General features: G+C 37.3%; 16 protein-coding genes. 10 read left to right on the top strand and 6 right to left on the bottom strand.

The window, feature by feature from the left end; genetic code table 11:
• Position 1: 1 nt before the first annotated feature.
• Together A8B79_RS08450 and A8B79_RS08445 are read left to right on the top strand one after the other, a co-directional pair.
• Complete coding sequence (locus A8B79_RS08450; RefSeq protein WP_066220916.1) at positions 2–772, top strand: hypothetical protein; 771 nt, start codon at positions 2–4, stop codon at positions 770–772.
• A 58-nt stretch (positions 773–830) separates the two neighbouring features.
• Positions 831–1685 (top strand): class I SAM-dependent methyltransferase, encoded by an 855-nt coding sequence (locus A8B79_RS08445; protein WP_066220913.1) that lies wholly within the window; start codon positions 831–833, stop codon positions 1683–1685.
• A 13-nt stretch (positions 1686–1698) separates the two neighbouring features.
• Here A8B79_RS08445 and A8B79_RS08440 read toward each other — a convergent pair whose 3' ends face one another.
• The 4 genes from A8B79_RS08440 to A8B79_RS08425 are packed head-to-tail and all read right to left on the bottom strand — an operon-like array spanning position 1699 to position 8809.
• The gene (locus A8B79_RS08440) at positions 1699–3621 is read right to left on the bottom strand and encodes an alpha-amylase family glycosyl hydrolase (RefSeq protein WP_066220910.1); all 1923 of its coding nucleotides are present in this window, start codon (positions 3619–3621) and stop codon (positions 1699–1701) included.
• A 1-nt stretch (position 3622) separates the two neighbouring features.
• Positions 3623–4501, bottom strand: coding sequence for a PfkB family carbohydrate kinase (locus A8B79_RS08435; RefSeq protein WP_066220906.1), 879 nt, complete (start codon positions 4499–4501; stop codon positions 3623–3625).
• Positions 4502–4507: 6 nt separating this feature from the next.
• Complete coding sequence (locus tag A8B79_RS08430; RefSeq protein WP_066220904.1) at positions 4508–6106, bottom strand: sodium:solute symporter; 1599 nt, start codon at positions 6104–6106, stop codon at positions 4508–4510.
• Between the two features lie 57 nt (positions 6107–6163).
• Positions 6164–8809, bottom strand: coding sequence for a TonB-dependent receptor (locus A8B79_RS08425; protein ID WP_153038400.1), 2646 nt, complete (start codon positions 8807–8809; stop codon positions 6164–6166).
• 191 nt (positions 8810–9000) lie between these two features.
• Between A8B79_RS08425 and A8B79_RS08420 the strand changes: the two genes are divergently transcribed.
• A complete protein-coding gene (locus A8B79_RS08420) occupies positions 9001–10002 on the top strand; it encodes a LacI family DNA-binding transcriptional regulator (protein ID WP_066220901.1) in 1002 nt (333 codons plus the stop codon).
• Positions 10003–10098: 96 nt separating this feature from the next.
• The gene (locus A8B79_RS08415; protein WP_066220896.1) at positions 10099–10845 is read left to right on the top strand and encodes a DUF3667 domain-containing protein; all 747 of its coding nucleotides are present in this window, start codon (positions 10099–10101) and stop codon (positions 10843–10845) included.
• 172 nt (positions 10846–11017) lie between these two features.
• Here the strand turns inward: A8B79_RS08415 and A8B79_RS08410 are convergent, their stop codons facing one another.
• Both A8B79_RS08410 and A8B79_RS08405 read right to left on the bottom strand, forming a co-directional pair.
• Positions 11018–11947 (bottom strand): hypothetical protein, encoded by a 930-nt coding sequence (locus A8B79_RS08410; RefSeq protein ID WP_066220893.1) that lies wholly within the window; start codon positions 11945–11947, stop codon positions 11018–11020.
• Positions 11904–12524 (bottom strand): RNA polymerase sigma factor, encoded by a 621-nt coding sequence (locus A8B79_RS08405; protein ID WP_066220887.1) that lies wholly within the window; start codon positions 12522–12524, stop codon positions 11904–11906. The genes A8B79_RS08410 and A8B79_RS08405 overlap by 44 nt, the downstream gene beginning before the upstream one ends.
• A 173-nt stretch (positions 12525–12697) precedes the next feature.
• On the opposite strand from A8B79_RS08405, the gene A8B79_RS08400 reads away from it, so the two are divergent.
• The 6 genes from A8B79_RS08400 to A8B79_RS08375 all read left to right on the top strand — a co-directional run bounded on the left by A8B79_RS08400 (position 12698) and on the right by A8B79_RS08375 (position 20556).
• The gene (locus A8B79_RS08400) at positions 12698–14872 is read left to right on the top strand and encodes a TonB-dependent receptor (RefSeq protein ID WP_066220882.1); all 2175 of its coding nucleotides are present in this window, start codon (positions 12698–12700) and stop codon (positions 14870–14872) included.
• A 92-nt stretch (positions 14873–14964) separates the two neighbouring features.
• Complete coding sequence (locus A8B79_RS08395; RefSeq protein WP_066220880.1) at positions 14965–15687, top strand: tetratricopeptide repeat protein; 723 nt, start codon at positions 14965–14967, stop codon at positions 15685–15687.
• Positions 15688–15776: 89 nt separating this feature from the next.
• A complete protein-coding gene (locus A8B79_RS08390) occupies positions 15777–16265 on the top strand; it encodes a hypothetical protein (RefSeq protein ID WP_066220877.1) in 489 nt (162 codons plus the stop codon).
• A gap of 1 nt (position 16266) precedes the next feature.
• Positions 16267–18120 (top strand): glycoside hydrolase family 13 protein, encoded by a 1854-nt coding sequence (locus tag A8B79_RS08385; protein ID WP_066220874.1) that lies wholly within the window; start codon positions 16267–16269, stop codon positions 18118–18120.
• A gap of 61 nt (positions 18121–18181) precedes the next feature.
• Positions 18182–19585 carry a hypothetical protein gene (locus tag A8B79_RS08380; RefSeq protein WP_066220871.1) on the top strand — a complete coding sequence of 468 codons (1404 nt, stop codon included), beginning with the start codon at positions 18182–18184 and terminating at the stop codon, positions 19583–19585.
• 65 nt (positions 19586–19650) lie between these two features.
• A complete protein-coding gene (locus A8B79_RS08375; RefSeq protein WP_153038399.1) occupies positions 19651–20556 on the top strand; it encodes a DUF6263 family protein in 906 nt (301 codons plus the stop codon).
• Positions 20557–20603 lie beyond the last annotated feature (47 nt).

Raw genomic sequence — 20603 nt, 5'->3', positions numbered from 1 at the left:
TATGAAAAAAATACCAGCAAAAACGACCTTACTTATCTTCCTATCGATCCTGCCTTTTTCCATATGGGCTCAAGAGGTATCCAAAGAAGAAATGAAAGATTATTTCAAATCGGAAGCTATGTGTCTTGAATATGAAGTTATGGGTGTACCTGAAATAGCCCCTATGTTTTTGAAATCAGATTCTCTGTCCCAACTGTATAATAAAATGTACGAACAAGCACGAGTAACGCCAGAAGATGAATTGGGGAATCTTGAAACTAAACTCAATGATGTTCTTTATAAGCATGAGAGATTACAGATAAAACTATATGAAGCTCATATTAACCATTGTAAGAAACTATTAAATCAATCCGGTTTAAACCTAACTTGGTCCCGTGTTCTTAGTATTAGAGAAATGAATAACGAGGAAACGCTAAAACTTCAAGATGAAATTTTACTCGAAGATTTTAATGCAAGGATAAGCGCTCCAGAAAATATTATAGAGGGCATGGATGATGACGCTTTTCAAAATCACTTAATTCATTATGTTAAATACGTTCGTGGACAGATGGAAGTACAAAAGTTATCGGAGGCTGCAAGTAGAGGAGAAGGAAGTGAAAGAGAAGCATTTAAAAGGAGAACTGAATTAGCCGACCATTATCAATCATTATTCGATGATGGCACCCTCAATGAAGAACAATTTGCATTATTGGATCAGAAAGCCAACAGTGATTTCATGCTGAAAAAGCTTGTAGAAGCTCTTGTCTTAGGCAGAATTGGTTTTGCAGAATAACTAACCATTTGCACTATATTATCCTTAGAACTCCGCACCAACCAACGTATCTTCATTCATGAATTATCCTAAAAAATGGAAAGATTACGAGCTGATAGATCATGGTAATGGTCTAAAACTGGAACGATTTGGCACTGTAATACTTGACCGCCCTGAACCATCTGCCACATGGAAGAAATCATTATCTGATTCTGAATGGAATAAAGCAGATGCGGTTTTTTCCGAGAATAAAAACCAAAAAGGTAGTTGGGATAAAAATCTCAACGATTGGAATATTTCTTATCCGTTTGGGGATTCTGAGATCATATTTAAACTCAGCCAAGGTTCTTTTAAACACCCCGGCATCTTTCCGGAACAAGCAGAAAACTGGGAATTCATAAACAAAAAATGTAAAGAGCTGACTGCAAAGGGAATAATTCCAAAATTCCTGAATCTCTTTGCCTATACAGGTGGAGCAAGCTTAGCCGCGGATCTTTCCGGAGCTGAAGTAACCCACATTGATTCTGTAAAAAGTGTAGTAAACTGGGCGCGGGAAAATGCAGAATTGAACAATATAGACTCTATTCGCTGGATAGTTGAAGATGCCCCGACGTTTGTAGAAAAAGAGATCCGAAGAGGAAACAAGTATCACGGAATTATCATGGATCCGCCGATTTTTGGACTTGGCCCTAAAGGAGGCAGATGGAAGTTGAATAGGGATTTGCCAAAGCTTCTGGAGGATGTTATGAAACTCCTTGATGAAAAAAACAGGTTCTTCATAATGAATACTTATTCGCCACAACTTTCCTTAAACGAGCTCAGACATCTCCTTTCTAAGACCAATGGTTTTCCTTCTAGTTATGAAGCAGACACTTTAGGGTTGGTGAGTTCAACAGGAAAAGAGCTACTGTTGGGAAACTTGATAAGGTTTTAAATTCTAAGATCAATTAATCAGCAAGTTTAATCCAGAATAGCCCATATCCCGGAATAGACATCTTATCGCTCTCAATCATTTTTCTATTGCTCAATAATTCTTTAGCCGATTTTAAAGAAGGTAAATTATTAGTACTAATTTCGTACTCATCTTCACTAAAATTTGCCAATACTACAACACGTTCTGATTGTGTCTTTTTTAAGAAAGCTAAAACATGTTGATTTCCAGTTTCCACAACTTCAATATTTTCTGAACCAAATGAAGGATGCTTAGTTCTCAGCTGCATCAAGTGTTTTATTTTATTTGATAACAGGCCCTGAATTGTACCTTCCTTTTTTGATAAGGCGTAAGCTTTTTCATCGTATTTAACGCGATGAACCCAGCGAGTATCTTCTTTTTTGCTTTTACAATCTTGAAATGAATAATCATTTAGGGCTCCCAACTCATCTCCCAAATAAAGCAATGGAATCCCACCGATGCTCATTGCTATTCCGTAAAGAAGTTCAATTCTGTTAACTGCATCGTTAACTTGACCCTTATCACTATTCTCGATTCCAAGCTCAAGCCCTGATAAAGAGGCGGTAGTACCACAAATTCTCATATCATTATTTACGGGATTGTGTTGAAATTTCATTCCTTTGCTAAAGCTCCCTTCAAAATCTCCAGAATAGAATTTGTTTAAAAAATTACGATGGTCATGAGCGTTAATTCCTAGTTCAGCTGCATCCTCATCTGAAAAAGTCCAACCAATATCATCATGACTTCTGACGTAATTTACCCAGGCGGTTTTTTGATCCAACACAAACCTTTTATCTATAAATTTCTTCAGTAGATCAACTTTTCTGGTGGCTAATGCTTCCCAAAGTAAAGCCATTAACCCGGGATTGTAAGATATCTGGCATTTATCCTGATCTATATAAGCTTTTACTTCATCAGGGTGAACAATAGCTTCTGATTTAAAAATAAGTGCCGGAGCAGCGATCTTTGTAACCGCATTAAATGCTTCAATTAAATAATGTGCTTCCGCTAGATTTTCACAATTTGTACCCTTTTTTTTCCACGTAAAAGGCACAGCGTCCAATCTAAGAATTTCAACTCCGAGATTACCTAGATATAGCATTTCTTCTGCCATACTGATGAATACTTCAGGATTTTTATAATTCAGATCCCATTGATAGCTATGGAAGGTAGTCCAGACCCATTCTCCGGTTTCTTTTAGTTGAGTAAAGCACCCTTTTCGAATCTCAGGAAAAATATCTCTTAAATGTTTCTGATACTGATCGGGCTCTTCTCTGTCCGGAAAAAAATGGTAAAACTCTTTGTAAAAAGGATCGCCCTTCTTCGCCTTCTTTGCCCATATATGTTCATCAGATGTATGATTATTTACAAAATCTAAAGCTAAACTAATCCCATTTTTTCTCAATTTAAGAATCAGGCTTTTTAGTTCATTTGTGGTTCCAATGTTTTTGTCAACTTTTCTATAGCTACTTACTGCATAGCCTCCATCATTCTCTTCTTTCGGGCTTTTGAAAAGTGGCATTAAATGTAAATAAGTAATACCTAAGCTCTTTAGATAATCTATTCTATTTTCGAGACCTTTCAGATCTTCTGCAAACAAATCCACATAACAGACTGCTCCAATCATTTTTTCGGACTTGAACCAGTCTTGTTTAATTTCTCTGGATTCATCGAGTTCTTTAAGGTTTTTATCTCTCTTTAACCAGGATTTGTAAACGCGAATTACCAAGTCTTCCAAAAATATGTAGAAATCTAAATGGTCTCCGTAAAGTTTTGAAAGTGGTGTTACTAACTTTGAGAAGTTATCGCTCAACTTTCCCGTAAAAATCTCTTTCTCTTTTTTAGTGCCTGAACTTTCTTTGTTTAACCGGATTTGTAACCGGGATAACGTTCTTTTCAAAACTATCTCTCTATCCATATTAACTTACCTCTTCAAGTAAACTTGATGGAACTGTGTTCATAGCCCCTTTTTTTGTAACCATGTATGATGCGAATCGGTTGGCTTTTTTTAATATGTCTTTAAGAGATGTCTTTTTTACTAAATGATGAATAATGCAGGAAATAAATGCATCGCCCACTCCAACAACGTCTCCATTTTTAGAATCAACTTTTGGCGCCGCATCTATTATACTTTCTGTCTGAGTAATAAAGCTGCTGCCCTTTTGTCCAAGTGTAACGCATAACAACTTGACACCAAACTCGTCAAATAAAACTTTCTCTATGCTATCAGTTTCAAGCATATGACTCAACTGTTCCAGCTCTTGTTCATTTACTTTAACTACATTTGCTTTATAAAGAGATTGTTGAATAACTTCAAAATCAATAAAAGGTGGACGGAGGTTCAGGTCAAGAACTTTGTAGCATTCATCAACTGTAGAATCTAAAAACCGGTGAATAGTCTCTCTTGATTTTTTAGATCTTTGCGATAAAGTTGAAAAACAAACCGCAGACGCTTTTTTTGATAACATTTCAAGGTCAGAGTTCCATTCTATTCCATCCCATGCCACATTCTCTTCAATAGTATAATTTGGCTCAGCCCCATCAAACTCTATTGATACAGTTCCTGTTGGAAAATCATCTAGAGTCTGTATATAGTCTGTGCTCAAATTAACCGACTCCAGAAAATCTAATAACTCTTTGCCATTTTTGTCGTTACCTACAGCGCTTACACAAATTCCTGCATTTCTAAGCATATTAGCATTGAATGCTACGTTTGCTGGAGCACCACCAGGCTTTTTATGATCTGGAAATTTGTCCCAAAGTAACTCTCCAAGACCTATTATTACAGGCTTCTGCATTTGAGATTACCAGAAAGTTATCACTATGATTGCTGTTAATGTCAGTAAAGCTGCTGATTGATAGCGATAATTCTTATACCAAGCCAGTCCTTTCATTTCTTGGGTTTCGATATCAAATAAAGCTTTGGTCCATATCAATTCTTTGATCTTATCAAAATCGGGTGCTTTTGTATTCATAGAAATGAATATGATAGCCCCTGTTGAGATAACAAAAAGAATAGGTGCTACCATAAGAAATTGGATCTCAAGTATTCCGAAAACCGGAGATAAAAGTAATATCGTTATTGCAGAAAGATGACCAATAACCAATCCTCCGAACGCACCTGAACTCGTTGCTTTCTTCCAGAAAATACCAATCACAAAAGCAGCCACAAACGGAGGACTTATATACGCCAAAAACATCTGTAGATATTCCCATAATGAAGGAAAGCTCTTAATAAATGGAGCCCATAGTGCCGAAACGATCATGAAAGCAAATGTTGTCACTCTACCGACTTGAACCATTTTTGCTTGAGTCATATCGGGCTTAAGCTTTTTTATGAAATCCATTGTCACAAGTGTGGAAGCTGAGTTAAGCGTCGAATCAATACTAGACATGATCGCAGCTATTAATGCAACCAACATTAGCCCTCGAATACCGATTGGTAGCAGATCAAATAATAGTACCGGGAAAACTAAATCTGGAGTGTACCCTTCAAGTGAAGGAAGATCGGGATATAGGGTTAACGCAAAAATTCCCGGAAAAACCATAATAAAGATTACAAGCAATTTCATAAAACCAGCTGATAAAACACCCCATCTTGCGTGGTTAATATCTTTGGCACCAAGAACTCTCTGCACCATAAATTGATTGTTACACCAAAAATAAAATCCCAACAAAGGGATACCGAAAACTAACCCGGTCCAGGGAAGGAAATCGTTATCAGCAGGGAGCACCAAACTCATCATTTCCGGGTTTGTTGCTGCCATTGCATTTTCCCACGAACCTACTTCCCCGAAGGCAAGTACAGTAATTAAAATGGCACCAAGTATTAATAGCACTGCCTGAATAGCATCTGTATAAACAACTGCTTTAAGCCCTCCGATTACGGTATATAAACCAGCAATAAGTGCTAAAATAGAAACAGAAAGAACAAATGGAACTTCAGGATAAAGTAACTGAATTACCAAACCTCCTGCATACAATGAACCTGCGGTATCAATAAAAATATTTCCTAAGATTGTAAAACCTGAAAAGTAATATCTAGACCTGCTATCGAACCTTCTTTCTAAGAACTCAGGCATTGTAAACACCCTTGATTTCAAATAGAACGGAATAAAAAATATTGCAAAAACTACCAAAATGATTGCAGCCATCCATTCATAATTATACACTGCAATCCCGGAGTTATAGGCACTACCTGCCATTCCAATCAAACTACTACTCGAGATATTTGATGCTAATAAAGAGGACCCAATAAAAAACCAAGTAAGTGTACGACCGGCTAAAAAGTAATCTTCTGACGTTTCTGTTTTTCTGGAAACCCAAATACCTATTCCGATAATTGCGAATAGATAGGTAATAATCGTGATAATGTCGATAGTGGTGAGTGAAAAATCAGGCATGGTATTCCAGTTTAAAAAATCCCGGCATCTAAATAGATGCCAGGATAAGTTTAATGATTAAAACGAATATTTAACTGTTAGAGAAGCAGCTGTACCTGTGATAGAACGTGCTCTCAAATAATTTACGCTTCCGTTTACAAATGGATCTCCTTCCATTTCTGTAAAACCGAGTGTGTTAGTTAAGTTGTTAACGTTAGCCCTTAGAGATAACCCTTCCGCTATACCATAGCTCGCAAAAGCATTTAAGTAAGCATAAGCAGGCAAAGCAACAACGTTATCATCCTGAGCCCATACCTTAGTAGTTCCAATCAGGCTTAAACCAACAGAACCTGATCCAAAATTATATGAAGGACTTATATTGTAGATAAGGTCTGGAACTCTTCGAGGAGAATTTCCCACTTCAGCAGGATTCAAACTTTTAGTAATCTCTGCTTTAGTATAAGTTGCTCCAGAACGAACCGATAATTTTTCAATTGTATAAACCGTTTCTAATTCAACTCCGTAAGAGTTAAAATCTTTGTTTATAGCTCTTCCAAATTCTTCGTTCTGTTCTGAAATAGTTGTATAAAAACCAGTAGCAAACAACGCTAGATTTTGTGAACGGTATTTAAAACCTAACTCGGCTTGAACAATTTCATCAGCATCTAACCCTGAAATAGTCTCACCTGCTGGGGTTAAGAATGGAGAATACAACAGCCTATCTGCATTTGCTCGACCACCTTTGCTTATTCTTCCGAATACTGCCTGGTTTTCATTCAACAAATAGTTTGCACCAACCGAGAATGAAAAATAATCAAAATCATAGTCAACAGTATTTGGTGTTTCATTATTCAACACGGTTACACTTTGCTCAACAGCATCGATAGTACCATTATTGTTAACATCGATAGCTGTTTGCTTGTTTCCTAAGTAATATCCGAACGCTGTACCAATGTCATAGCGTGCGCTCGCTTCAATATTTAATGATTCATTTACATCAAAGCCAATGTTAAGATAAGGTGCGCTGATATCGTATCTCATATCATATCCCCTTGTACAGCAGTTACCCCAAAATGGAACACCGTGTGCTGTTAATCCATTTTCACTTAAAGGGTTTCCTCCTGCATCAGAAATATTTAATAAATTTGGACCATCACCACTTACATCTGTTAAGAATGTTTGCCACAACCAAGTCATAGCAATTCTCTGATATGCCTTATAAAAACCTCCTGTTAAAGTAACGTTTTCAAGTTCCTTAGTGATACTTATATCGTTTGTATAGTTGTTTAAGTTATCGATCTCAGTATCAAATAAGTGAATGCGCATTAGCAACCCATTTCTGTTTAGTGAACTAGGATCAGCAATTGCTTGTCCTGCATTTTCACCGTTCGCGTAGCTTAATTCGTAACCTGCTCCGGCAATATCTTCACCAATAACGTCAGCCTCTGCAACCTGTGCAGGAAACGGAGAAGTGAATGATCCACTATTCATTGCATACCTGAACTTATTATTCACATTCCAGCCATCACCAAGGTCAAAATCAAATTCTGCACCAATAGCTGCTGAATTTGGATTCATACCATCAGCAATGTTTTTTGTTCTACTGTTTCCTTGTCCATCAACTCCTAATACATACAGGAATTCAGGGCTGTGAAGTGTTTGATTAGTAGCATCAAATCCCGGAATGGACTCAAAATTTGGATCATCCGCATTACCGCTTGCTTGAACAGGCATTGGCAAATAACCGATCGCTTTGTCATTTAACAGCTTGGCGTACACACGTACAAATCCATTATCAAAATTCTTGGTAAGGTTTGCTTTTAATTGCCCGCCTAAATTAGCAGTATAACCTGCATTTCTAGGACCTTCTCCTTGTCTGTAAAAACCACCTATATGATAGCTCATTCCATTTCCAATCGGTGATCCATACTCAAAATCAGTTCTTAATGATCTGTAATTTAGACCGAAAGCACTGCTAATACTTCCTCCTTCTACCGCTCCACTTTTACTTATAAAATTTATAATACCTGCTGGAGAGTTACTTGCAAAAGTAGAAGCTGAACCACCTTTAATTGCTTCAATTCTTGCTACTGTTGCATCTGCTCTTAAAAAGATATCTGCATTACCGAAAGAAATATCTCCGAATTGCATGATAGGTAATCCATCCTCATATAGCTGAAGATATTTAGCTCCCCCTGAAGCAATTGGTATTCCTCTTACAGCAATATTTGCATTACCCTCTCCACCTGATGCTTCTGAACGAATACCGGGAATTACTTTAAAAGTTTCCGCTGTAGTTTGCGCTCCAAATTCAGACAAGAATTCCTGATTTATTGAAGTTACGGATACACTTGATTCTAACTTAGATTTCGGGTTTGCAACTCCTGTAACTACTACATCACTAAGCATCAATAAATCTTCAGTTAAGGTGAAATTCTGAGTAGTCGTCTCATCACTCATTACCTCTATTTCTAATTCTGAGCTGGCATAACCAACAAAGGCTGCTCTAATCATGTAATTTCCTGACAGTGCTTCGAAAGAATAGAATCCTTCTTCATTAGTAATTGCCCCACTTGTAGTTCCAACCAAGAAAACCTGGGCACCTACAATTAATTCTCCATTAGAATCTGACACAGTACCGGAAACGCTTCCACGTTGAGCAAAAACCTGACTAGTCATCATCAGCAAAGTTCCTAATAATAGGATGTGTTTATAGTTTTTCATTTTTCGTTGTTTAGTTATAGATCGATTAATCTGAAAAAATAGCTCAATGGTTAGAACTGCTTTACCATAGAAGCGCTTCCAAATTTATATCAACAAAAAAAGTTTTTAAAAAAAACCTCCGCAAACGTTTGCGGGTTTTCCTATTAATCGTTAGATATTCTCCTTAAAAAGAAACCCTCTTTTGCGTTAATATGTCTCGAGCCACTATTAAAGATCTTGCAAAAAAATTAGGAGTATCTCCTTCTACTATATCTCGTGCTCTTTCCGATCATCCTGATATTAGTGAAAATATGAAAGAAAAGGTCAGGCTTGTTGCGGAAGAACTGAACTATACAAAAAATAGAAGAGCGTCAGGTTTAAGAAAGAATGAGTCAAATATCATAGCATTGATCATTCCTGAAATCAATATGTTTTTTATGCCCGAGCTTATATATGGAGTAAATTTAGAAGCTGAAAAATCCGGTTTATCAGTAGCTATTTTTCAATCAGATAACTCCTTGGAAAAAGAGAAAGAATTGCTCAAATATTGTCTGGAAATGTCATTCTGTGGAGTCTTGCTCTGCTTATCGGTCGAGACCAAGAATCTTTCCCATATCGATAAAATAACAAAAAAGGAGATGCCCGTAGTTCTTCTTGATAAAGTTTTGAATACTCAAAATTATTCTACTATTACAATCGAAGATGAACTTGCCGGTTACCAAGCTGCAGAATACCTGCATCAAAAGGGGCATAGCAGTATTCTTAGTATATTTGGAAATCCGGATCTTAGTATTACCAATCTTAGAAAAGATGGGTTTAATAAGGCTCTCCAAAATTATACCGACTTCCCATCTAAGCATATATCTTTAGAGATAGAGAATATTCTTTCATTAGACTCAGAATTAGAAACAATTTTAACTTCAAACAAAAACATATCTGCCATTTTCTGCATGTCAGATGAATTACTTGTAAATACCCATCACTTGCTGATGAGGATGGAGTACAAAATTCCTGAACAGATATCATTGCTCAGTATCAGCGATGGTTTTGTTCCCTATTATCTGTATCCGAATATTTCACACCTTCATCACTCAGGATTTGAGGTTGGTGTTGTGGCAGTGAACGAATTACTTGAAAATCAGACCGATAATCCAAATCACATCAAAGTGAAAACAAAGTTATTCGAAATGGAGTCAGTGAAAGAGTTTTATTAAGCTGATCAAAAAGCTTAAGGCGGATTTTTGTGCCTTAAGGTCAACAAGAAAACATTTACCACTTGGAAACTTAGTGAGGTTTTAATATCTAATAATATGACCTGTAAAAATTGTGGGGAAGAAATTAGTGGAGTTTTTTGTTCTCATTGTGGGCAAAAAACAAAAGTAGATCGAATAAATGCTCAGTATATAATTTCCGAGATCCCAAACACCTTTTTTCAAATTGACACCGGATTATTCTTCACGATAAAAGAGTTTTTTAAACGACCGGGAAATAGTATCCGGGAATACCTGGAGGGAAAAAGAAAAAACTATATAAGGCCTGTATCTTATGTTTTGTTGCTTTCTACTTTTTATGCTTTAGTAGCTAATTTGATTTCCGAAACCACTTTTTTAGGAGAGGTTGTGCTCGGCATGGCGGAAGGTGGCCCTTCTACACAATCAGATCCTGTATTGTCAACAATTTTACAATGGATAGCTCAAAATCATGCATACTCTACCATTCTGTTTCTTCCTTTCTTTTCTATTTCATCTCTGATTGCATTTAAAAAATATCGATATAATTTTTTTGAGCACTTTGTAATCAATGCTTATATCACGGGTCAACAAGCCATTATTTATTCCTTTTTTGTACTCGTTCAATATATCGGCAGTATCGATTTGTACTATTATCCCATCATCCCGCTTAGCCTCTCTGTAGGTTTTGCTTTTTGGACATTCATACAACTCTTTAGTCCGGCCGGAAAGATCAGCTCCTTCTTAAGAACTTTAATGGCCTATATTTTATGCTATTTGATAATTCTGGCTTTTTTAGTGATTGGCATTATAGCACATCTGGTTTAGCATTCCGGATTTCCGACCTTTCCTATAAATAAGATGGTCCTGAACTACTTTTCTAAACTAGTCCGATGCTAGGTATCAATACTTTCCCTGTGCATCTATTTTGATCAAAAAAACTTGTAACGGCGCAAAGCATCGTTACAAGTGTTAAAGTCACAAGAATTGATTACCAAGCTTAGTTTTCCTGCTCTTTTTTCTTCTTCATTTCCTGTTTTTTGATCTCTCTCAGCTTTAAAGCTTTTACTTCTTCTGCACTCATGTTTTTTATTCTTTCTGAAGCCGGTCGCTCAGGTGACAGATCATTATATAAAGTCTCAATAGATTTTTTTGTGCGATAATCTGCATCTCTGTTTGTCTCATGTTTGATCTCGAAATCATTCACATTATCGGTTGCATCAATTAAGCTTATTTCTACGATTCTGTTGCCTTCTTTATCAGTTTTGATCTTTGCATCACCGTGCATGCGTTCACTGTTTTCGTGTATGAAACGATTGATTCTGATCGCGATCTCTTCTTCACTGATTTCTTCTTTTACTTTAAGGTCAAAAGTGTGCAGAGCTGATTCAAAAACGGTTCGTTCAACGGTCTCTTCTATCGGAAGAATTTCCAATGATTGAAAATCGAACACATTTGCTAAGGCGCTTTTCTTTTGTTCAGCTATTTTATAATCCGCTTTTGGTAGTATCATCACAACTTCTGTGAGTTTATCACCATTAGTTTCACCTGTTTGTTCATGCTCTATTAAAACCTGGCTGATACTTACTTGCGAAATGTCCAGACCTTCTTCTTCAAATCTTGAGGCGATATTCGATTTGGTCTTAGATTCTATTCCGGGTGCCAGACCTTTGATCATGTATCCGATTTCTTCTTCGTGTTGAACAGGAACGGTGCAAGCTATTAAGATCAGGGTTGTAAAAATTAAGGATGCTGCAACTTTATAGAGTGATTTCATTTTTCTGGGTTTTGCATTGTTGTTTTCTAACCAATCACCCAGGTTCTCAAATGAAGAATTGTGCTTTGTATTTTTTAATTGATCGAAAGCTTCCGGCAGGTTCATAATATCACCCAATGGATTTAATTTCTTTGATAACTTTAGCGGTTTCATGGTATAGATCTTTGGTTGATTTTTGAGGCTTTAGAATTTTCTGTTTGGGAGCGATATTTTGCGTCCCTACAGATTCTTCCTCAAGCGTTACCATGAACTCCTTTAACTTTTTTCTGGTCCGACTTAATCGTGATTTTATAGTCGATTCACTTTTCTCCTTTTGTATGGCGGTGATCTCTTCAATAGAAAACCCTCCAATTTCGAACAGAAGAATTGCAGCGCGTTCTTTTTTGCTGATTTTTGATAAAGCCGCGATCAACATTTGATTGTCTTCAAAGAAATTATCTTCAAAAACATGAAAAGCAGCCTTACCATCTTCACTGTTTAGCGACACAAACCTACTCCAAAACGGCTTGCGAACCGAGTTATAAAAAGTCCTTGTTATGATCTGAAAAAACCAACTTTTAAAGCTTGCTTTATCCCTCAGTGAATCAAAATTCTCGTAAGCTTTCAGCAATGCTTGTTGCATCACATCTTCAGCTTCTGATTTTGACGCACCCGAGCATAAAGCTCTGCAATAATTAACCGCATCATTATAATGAGGTTTCAGTAAGTCAGTAAATTCAGAATCAGACACAGATCGTTTTTAGGAATTCATGTTTGCGCGCATTCACTCATAAGACACATCAACTCATTAAAAAGTCGCAAAGTTTATAAACTATTAATAATTCACCTCTGTAATTTCCGTTTGCTGAAATTCAGAATAATTTCATTTCATCCTTAGACTTTGAGTTCCATAAAAAAAATAAAATGCAGATAACATTTGCTATAAGTTCACTCCTCCTTCTTTTTTGTCAAACTGCCTTTGCTCAAAACTCTTTTACAGCTAAAATATTAGACCATGACACCGGCGAAGCTCTGATTGGAGTAACCGTTCTTCTTCCGGATCTTAGTATTGGTAATACCAGTAATGCAGATGGAGTAGTCACAATTAATAATATTCCCAATGGAAATCATCTCATTAATATCCGGTATGTTGGATATGAAACTATCTCTTTTAGCAGGTCTTTCCCTTTAGCTGACTCCGAGCAAAACCAGATCTTTGAACTTGAACATGATCATGAAGAAATGGCTGAAATTGTAGTAAGCTCTACAAGAAGCAGTCGGACTATTGAAGACGTACCTACCAGAGTTGAGTTTATCGCCGGAGAAGAATTAGCGGAAAAAGGAAATATGAAACCCGGCGATATCCGTATGCTGTTAAATGAAAGCACCGGAATTCAAACTCAGCAAACTTCTGCTACCAGTTATAATTCCAGCATCAGAATTCAAGGGCTGGATGGTAAATACACTCAGCTTTTACGAGATGGATTACCTCTTTATTCTGGATTCTCAGGTGGATTAAGCTTAATGCAAATCACTCCTTTAGATCTTAAACAAGTTGAAGTTATTAAAGGAGCGTCTTCTACTCTGTATGGAGGTGGGGCAATTTCAGGATTGGTAAACCTGATCACAAAAAGCCCTGAAGACGAACCTGAACTGAGTTTTATGTTTAACGGTACTTCAGCGCTTGGTTTTGACGCGAGTGGTTTTTACTCTAAAAGAAACGAGAAAATTGGAACTACTGTTTTCACTTCTTACAACAAAGGAACGGCTTATGATCCTGCTGATATCGGACTGACTGCTATTCCTGAATTCGAGCGTTTTACTCTAAACCCGAAGTTGTTTCTTTATCCTTCAGAACAAACATCTATAAATGTTGGATTGAATTTAGTCACAGAAGATCGTCTTGGCGGAAACATAGATTATATAGAAGGTGAAGATGTAAATGATCCATATTTTGAAAAGAATGAAACCGAACGAGTTTCCAGTCAATTTCAACTCAACCATCAATTCAACTCATCCACTTCAATAGCTCTAAAAAACAGTCTTAATTTTTATGATAGATCTGTACAGATTCCCGACTTCACTTTCTCCGGGAAACAATCTTCTTCATTTAGCGAAGCAAATATCAGTTTTATCGGAGATGAATCGGAATGGATCGCCGGGGTTAATTTGTGGACAGACAAGTTTGATCAATCGCAGGGAACCGCCGGACAAGATCTTAGTTTTGATGACGCAATAGTTGGTGCTTTCATCCAAAATATCTGGAATGTAAAACCAAAATGGACGCTGGAAACAGGTTTCAGGTTAGATGATCACAGTGAATACGGAACATTTGCATTACCAAGATTATCTGTGATGTTTGAGCATTCACAAAAACTCACACTTCGAGCAGGAGGTGGGTTGGGCTATAAATCTCCTACCGTTTTTTCTGAAGATGCCGAACAATTGCAGTTTCAAAATATACGTCCTATTAACACAGATCTACTTGAAGCGGAACGATCATTCGGCGGAAATTTTGATACCAACTATCTACTCTTAATTTCTGAAAAGCTTTCTCTATCTACCAATGTGTTGTTGTTCTACACACAAATTCGGGCCCCACTTGTCCTTACTCCTGTAGGCGGTGATTTTGAATTTCGTCAACCTCAGGGATATGTTGATACAAAAGGAGTGGAAGTAAATATGAAATGGAGTTATGAGGACTTAAAACTCTTTATAGGTTATACTCACGCAAATGTACAAGAACATTATAATGGCAGTTCTACAACGTTTCCGCTTGTTGCTGAACATCGTTTAAATAACGTATTGATGTACGAAAAGCATGGAGAATTCTGGATCGGTTTGGAAGCATATTTCTTCAGTCCACAGGAATTGGGAGATGGAAGCACAGGTAAATCGTATTGGATAACCGGTTTAATGACCGAAAAGAAATTCGGAAAGAATATTTCATTATTTCTGAACTTCGAAAACTTTTTGGACACCCGACAATCTGAGTTTGATGCTATTTACACGGGAAGCTTAAGTGATCCGGATTTCAAAGATATTTATGCCCCTGTTGATGGCTTTGTTATTAACGGTGGAGTAAAGCTGGTTTTTTAAATCGCTCTATATTTTCAAGATCAAGGAAACACTTATATATGTATATTTCTTCTTGCTTTGTTATCATCTATGCTAAACCAACAAAATAAATTATGTCAAAACTTTTCTCTTTATTCTTTTTAGTAATCATAAGCGCCGGTTCTATTCAAGCCCAATCAGTACAAGAAATACAAGACAAAATTAACGAATGCTACAGTTCAAGAGATTATAAATGCGCTGAGAAAGAACAAAAAAAGCTCATTAAGAAAAGTAAAAAGAGTCCAAATTTGGCTCGATATTATTCTGATTTAGGGACCATCCAACGCAGATTAGGAAAAAATAAGGACGCTCTTAAATCGTATGATAAAGCTATAAAACTCGAAAATGATAGAGTGGTTTTCTACACAAACAGAGCAACATTGCATATGCAATTGGAAAACTATGAGAAAGGAAATTCAGATTTTGAGTCAGCGATAGAGCTTGATCCCAACAATTGGGAAATAGCATCAGATTATGCCACCTTCAAAAAAAGACAAGGTCTTTTAAAAGAAGCGCTTGAAGATTTTAACAAGCTTATCCAAAAATACCCTGAAGAACTGATATTTTACAATAACAGAGCGGATACTTTCCTGCGTATGGGAGATCATGATGCTGCATTTAAAGATATAAACTTTGTGCTTGAGAAAGATCCGGAGTATCAAGTAGCCATTATCACAAAAGGAGAGATCTACCTTGATCTTGAGCAAACAGAAGAAGCTTGTTCATACTTTAAACAAGCTGTTGACAAAGGCTTTGATGCAAATAGGATCTCTTATCTTCTGAAAGAGTGTAAATAGCCAAAATCAAATGTAAGCACTTTCATAAGAATCTCTCTTTTGGGTTTACTATTATAAACCACATTCAAATTATTTTAGACGAACACAACATGATCAAAAAAACTTACCTCGCCTCTTTTTTTATTCTTTTTTCCTCCGGACTTATTTTTGGACAAGCAAATGAATCGCTTACCGTAAAAACCAGTTTCTTTTCCGGTATTAAGTTCGAGCATAATGGAAACAATTTGAACTTTGACGAAACTTTAAGTCTTGTTGATCAAAACGAGCAAGCTGCTACTTATCTTCGTATGAGCAAAAACCAGGCAACCACATCAACCATAGTTGGTGCTATAGGAGGCTTTTTTATCGGTTGGCCGGTGGGGACGGCTATTGGTGGCGGAGAACCTAATTGGAATTTATTTTATGTAGGAGCAGGCATAGCAGTAATTTCGATCCCTATCTATAATTCAGCCGTAAAAAATGCACGAAGAGGCGTTAATGAATACAACAGCGGTTTAGCAACTCTGAATAGCACGATCCAGAATCAACTTACATTTACAATAACTTCGTCCGGCGCAGGTTTAAAATTCTCTTTTTAGCATGAACAAACTATACACCTTTTTCCTAATTCTTCTATTCCTTATTCCTAATTTAAAAGCTCAGGAAGTAAAAGTGATCGATCCTCCTTTCTGGTGGGCAAATATGCCGGTTACTGAGCTGCAAATTCAGTTGTATGGTGAAAATCTCGGCTCATACAGAGCAACCGTTAACTATGCCGGAGTTGAGATCAAACGTCAGATAGCTGTTGACTCTCCAAACTATCTGTTCATCTATTTAGATATTTCCGAAAAGGCAGCAGCCGGAAAATTAGAAATTATTCTTAAAAATGGAGATGGATCCATTTCAGTTCCTTATGAACTTTTGGAAAGAGAACCTGCAGAAGGACGCTATCAGGGATTTGATTCAAGAGATGTGATCTATTTAATGATGCCCGATCGTTTTGCAAATGGAAATCCTGACAATGATACCATTGAGGGAATGCTGGAATCTGCGGATCGCTCCAATCCTCAACGCCGACAAGGAGGAGATATACAGGGCGTGGTTGATAATCTTGATTATATCAAAGATCTGGGAGTTTCAGCAGTTTGGTTTACTCCGCTTTTCGAAAATGACATGACAACCAAGTATGGTGCTTATCACGGATATGCCGCTACTGATCTGTATAAAGTGGACCGGAGATTTGGAAGCAATGAAGAATATAAAGCCATGATAGAAACTGTTCATGAGAACGGGATGAAAGTTATCATGGATATGATTCACAATCATATTGGAGATCAGCACTGGTGGATGAAAGACCTGCCAACCAAAGATTGGGTTCATGATTTTGAAAAGCTAGGACAAACAAATTTCAGAGGTTCCGTCGCTTCCGATCCATACGCATCTGAATTTGATTCACGGAAATTGGTTGATGGCTGGTTTGTTCCTGAAATGCCTGATCTGAATCAGGATAATGAACTTTTAACAGATTATTTGATCCAAAATACACTTTGGTGGATCGAGTATACCGGCGTTGATGGCATCAGAATGGACACCTATGTTTATCCGGATAAAGATTATATGGCTCGATGGTCAAAGGAAGTTCTGGAAGCTTATCCCGGATTTAATATCGTAGGAGAGGCTTGGGTAAATACAGTTGCAGGTGAAGCTTATTGGCAGGAAGATAAAGACGGAGTTGATGATGGATACGATTCTGAATTACCAAGTCTAACTGATTTCCAATTCGCCTTTGCTGTTCGTAAAGCATTCAATGAAGACTTTGGCTGGACAGAAGGTCTTAGCCAATTGTATTATGTGCTTTCTCAGGATTTTTTGTATTCAGATCCGATGATGAATGTGACCTTTCTCGATAATCATGATATGAGTCGGTTTTTTGAGCACATCGGAAAAAGAGAAGCCGAATTTAAAATGGCACTTGCCTGGCTTATGACTACACGCGGAACTCCGCAGATCTATTACGGGACCGAGCTCATGATGGGGCATGAAAACCGAGGTGGAGATGATGAAGTTTGGAGACAAACTATGCCGGGTGGTTTTCCAAACGACTCTCGTTCTGTATTTACAAAAGAAGGCAGAACACAAAAAGAAAATGAAATTCATGAATACACTAAGAAATTAATTCACTGGAGAAACTCTTCTCCTGCTATCCACGAAGGTAAACTTGTACACTTTATACCTCAGGATAATGTGTATGTCTATTTCAGAGTTCATAAAGATCAAACTGTTATGGTTGTTATGAATAACAGTGAGGAAAACAGAACGCTGGAGCGGGTAAGATTCGCTGAAATTCTGGACAAATTTAAATCCGGACAAAATGTGATGAATAACAGAACTATTGACCTTTCAGATGACTTTTCGGTTGATGCTAAATCCACTGTTATTCTGGAATTAAAGTAGTTTCTCTGTTCGTTTTCGGAACTTTTGAGCTGTTTTCAGTTACAAACATCAAAAGTTTACTATGGAAAAAGAGAATTATATCTGTCCCGGATGCGGTAGAATCAGACAAGCACCCTCTACTCAGAATATTGCACGTTGCAGCCTTTGCGGAACTACCGTTGAAAAAATTAACGGGGTTTGGGAAGAAAATCGAATTGAACCCGAAAAATCTACTTTTGATACGGTTCAATTTCTAACCGGTGTCGTTTTTATTCTTCTCGGCTTCTTTCTGATCGTCCCTGTTGCAAATACCTCATGGGGAAATCCCATATTGAACCAATCATTTTTGTTCTGGGGAATTGTATCTGTATTTGTTATCAGTACCATCACGCTGATAGTAGGGTTTATGATCAAGCGAAAACATGCTTACCTGATTTTGCGCTATTCCTTACTTTTCGTATTTGCTGCACTTATAAGATTGAGCTTTGTAGAAAACTCTCTTCCGTTTATGCAGTCTCAGGTTTACAATCCCCCAACTGATAAAACAGAAGTCTCGCCGGATTCTTTATTGAAAGATCAGCCCTTCTATACCAGTCGTGAACTTGAGGATCTTACCAGCTTATTTTTTGATTTGATGACAGATAAAGATCTTGCTGATGATATTGATATCAGCTCCAACCTCCGTGTTGAGAAAACACTGGATACCTCCGAAAAAAATTATGAGTACGAGATCATCCCTTCCGAAACAAACGATCGTTTTCCGAATGGATTCAGAATTTCCATCCGTGATATAGTCGAGAGAGATCTTCAAAATCAATATTATGAGGAAAGATCCGGTGGTTTAGGGTTGAAAATAGCTGACAAAAATGATGCTTTTTCCATAAAAGATGAAATTGTACAAAGGTTCGAAAACAATTATGAGTTATTTGAATCTACTCCTCAAGCTGATAACAGCCATTGGATTGCTATAAAAGGGAAAAACTACTACTGGATTCGATTTCTGACTTTAGATCAGGATTTTATGATCCTTGAGATCATCCAGTATATGGATGACGCAAACGCCCGACAACATAAAAATGTAATGGAACAAGTTAACAACGCCATGGCTGAGAAAAGTGCATCCCCAAAACCTCTCTCTCCTCAGGAGGCGCTTGCTTGCAAACTAAGTGCTGCAGATCTCGATGCAAAAAAGAAACAGCTAGATGAACTGGAACTCAGGCTTACTTATCTGGATTTTGGAGATCCAAAATCTGAAGAGCATCTCGAAAAAGAACGGTCTTTCGCAAAGCTTTCAAAAGACTATAAATTGAGTTTAAAAATGTTTCAGTCCGGCTGTAGGCAGAATGTTTCGTTAGACTTTTCAACCTTTGAACAGGTTTGCAAGCCAGATGATCTGGCAAAGCAAACTGAATCAAAGCCTTATACCAATTCAGGAAACAGTTTTTGTAAGGGATTTAAGGAGTACGCCCTCAAAACCCAAAGCTAAGTATTTGATTTAACTTTTTCGTACCCTTGTAATAGCAATTACTCCTTTAATAAATCACTTTTGTCATGAAAAAACTTCTATCACTAACTATGATGCTGACTTTGGTTGCCGGCTTGGCAAGCGCACAGGTTACACTTAATTACAACCTCAGTTCGGGCACTACCTACTCAACAAAAGTGGTTCTTGAACAGGATATCTCTCAAGCCTATATGGGGCAATCACAAGATGTTGAAAGTGATCAAGGGTACGGAATTGAACTTACTTTTACTGACTTTGAAGACGGTAAATACAGTGTTAAAATGGTGTATAAAAGCATTATGATAAATCAACCGATGTCAGGTTTGAGTTATGACTCTGAAACTGCTACTACCGAACCAACCGGCTCCGCTAAAGCAGTGGCTTCAGTTTTGGATAGAGAACTTCAATTTACCTTGAGTAAAACAGGAGAGGTTTCAAACATTACAGGATTTGAAGCAATGTTAGATTCCATGGCTGCAAACATGGGTATTACCGAGGAAGCTCAGTTATCCCTTTTTAAATCTCAAATGTCTTCTCAATATAACACACAGAGCATGAAGGATCAGCTTAAAAGAACGCTGATCGTTTTTCCGGATAAAGAGTTAAATAAAGGTGATCTGTGGACTGAGGATCAATCTGTTTCTGCCCCTTTTACAATGAACATCCAAACTACATACGAAGTTGCGGATTATGATGATGAAACAGTGACTCTGAATGTTTCTTCAGATATTTTTACTGAAGGAGGAGAGCTTGTAACAAACGGTGCTACTATGACCCCAGACTTATCAGGTGTACAATCCGGAACGATAAAAATTGACAGAAAAACCGGACTTATTTTAGAAGGAGGTATGGAACAACTTATTTCAGGAGTATTAAACATGACCTCTCCACAAGAAATGGAGATAGTTACTGAAATTTCAGGTAAAACTGAAGTAACAGGAACCGTGCAATAAGTTACTTTTTGAACTGGATTTTAAGTGCTCACGGTTAATAACCTGAG

The organism is Balneola sp. EhC07, assembly GCF_001650905.1.
In the GTDB taxonomy this organism is placed as follows: Bacteria; Bacteroidota; Rhodothermia; order Balneolales; family Balneolaceae; genus Balneola.
The sequence above is the reverse complement of the archived record's forward strand: the minus strand, read 5'-3'. Positions and strand labels throughout refer to the sequence as shown.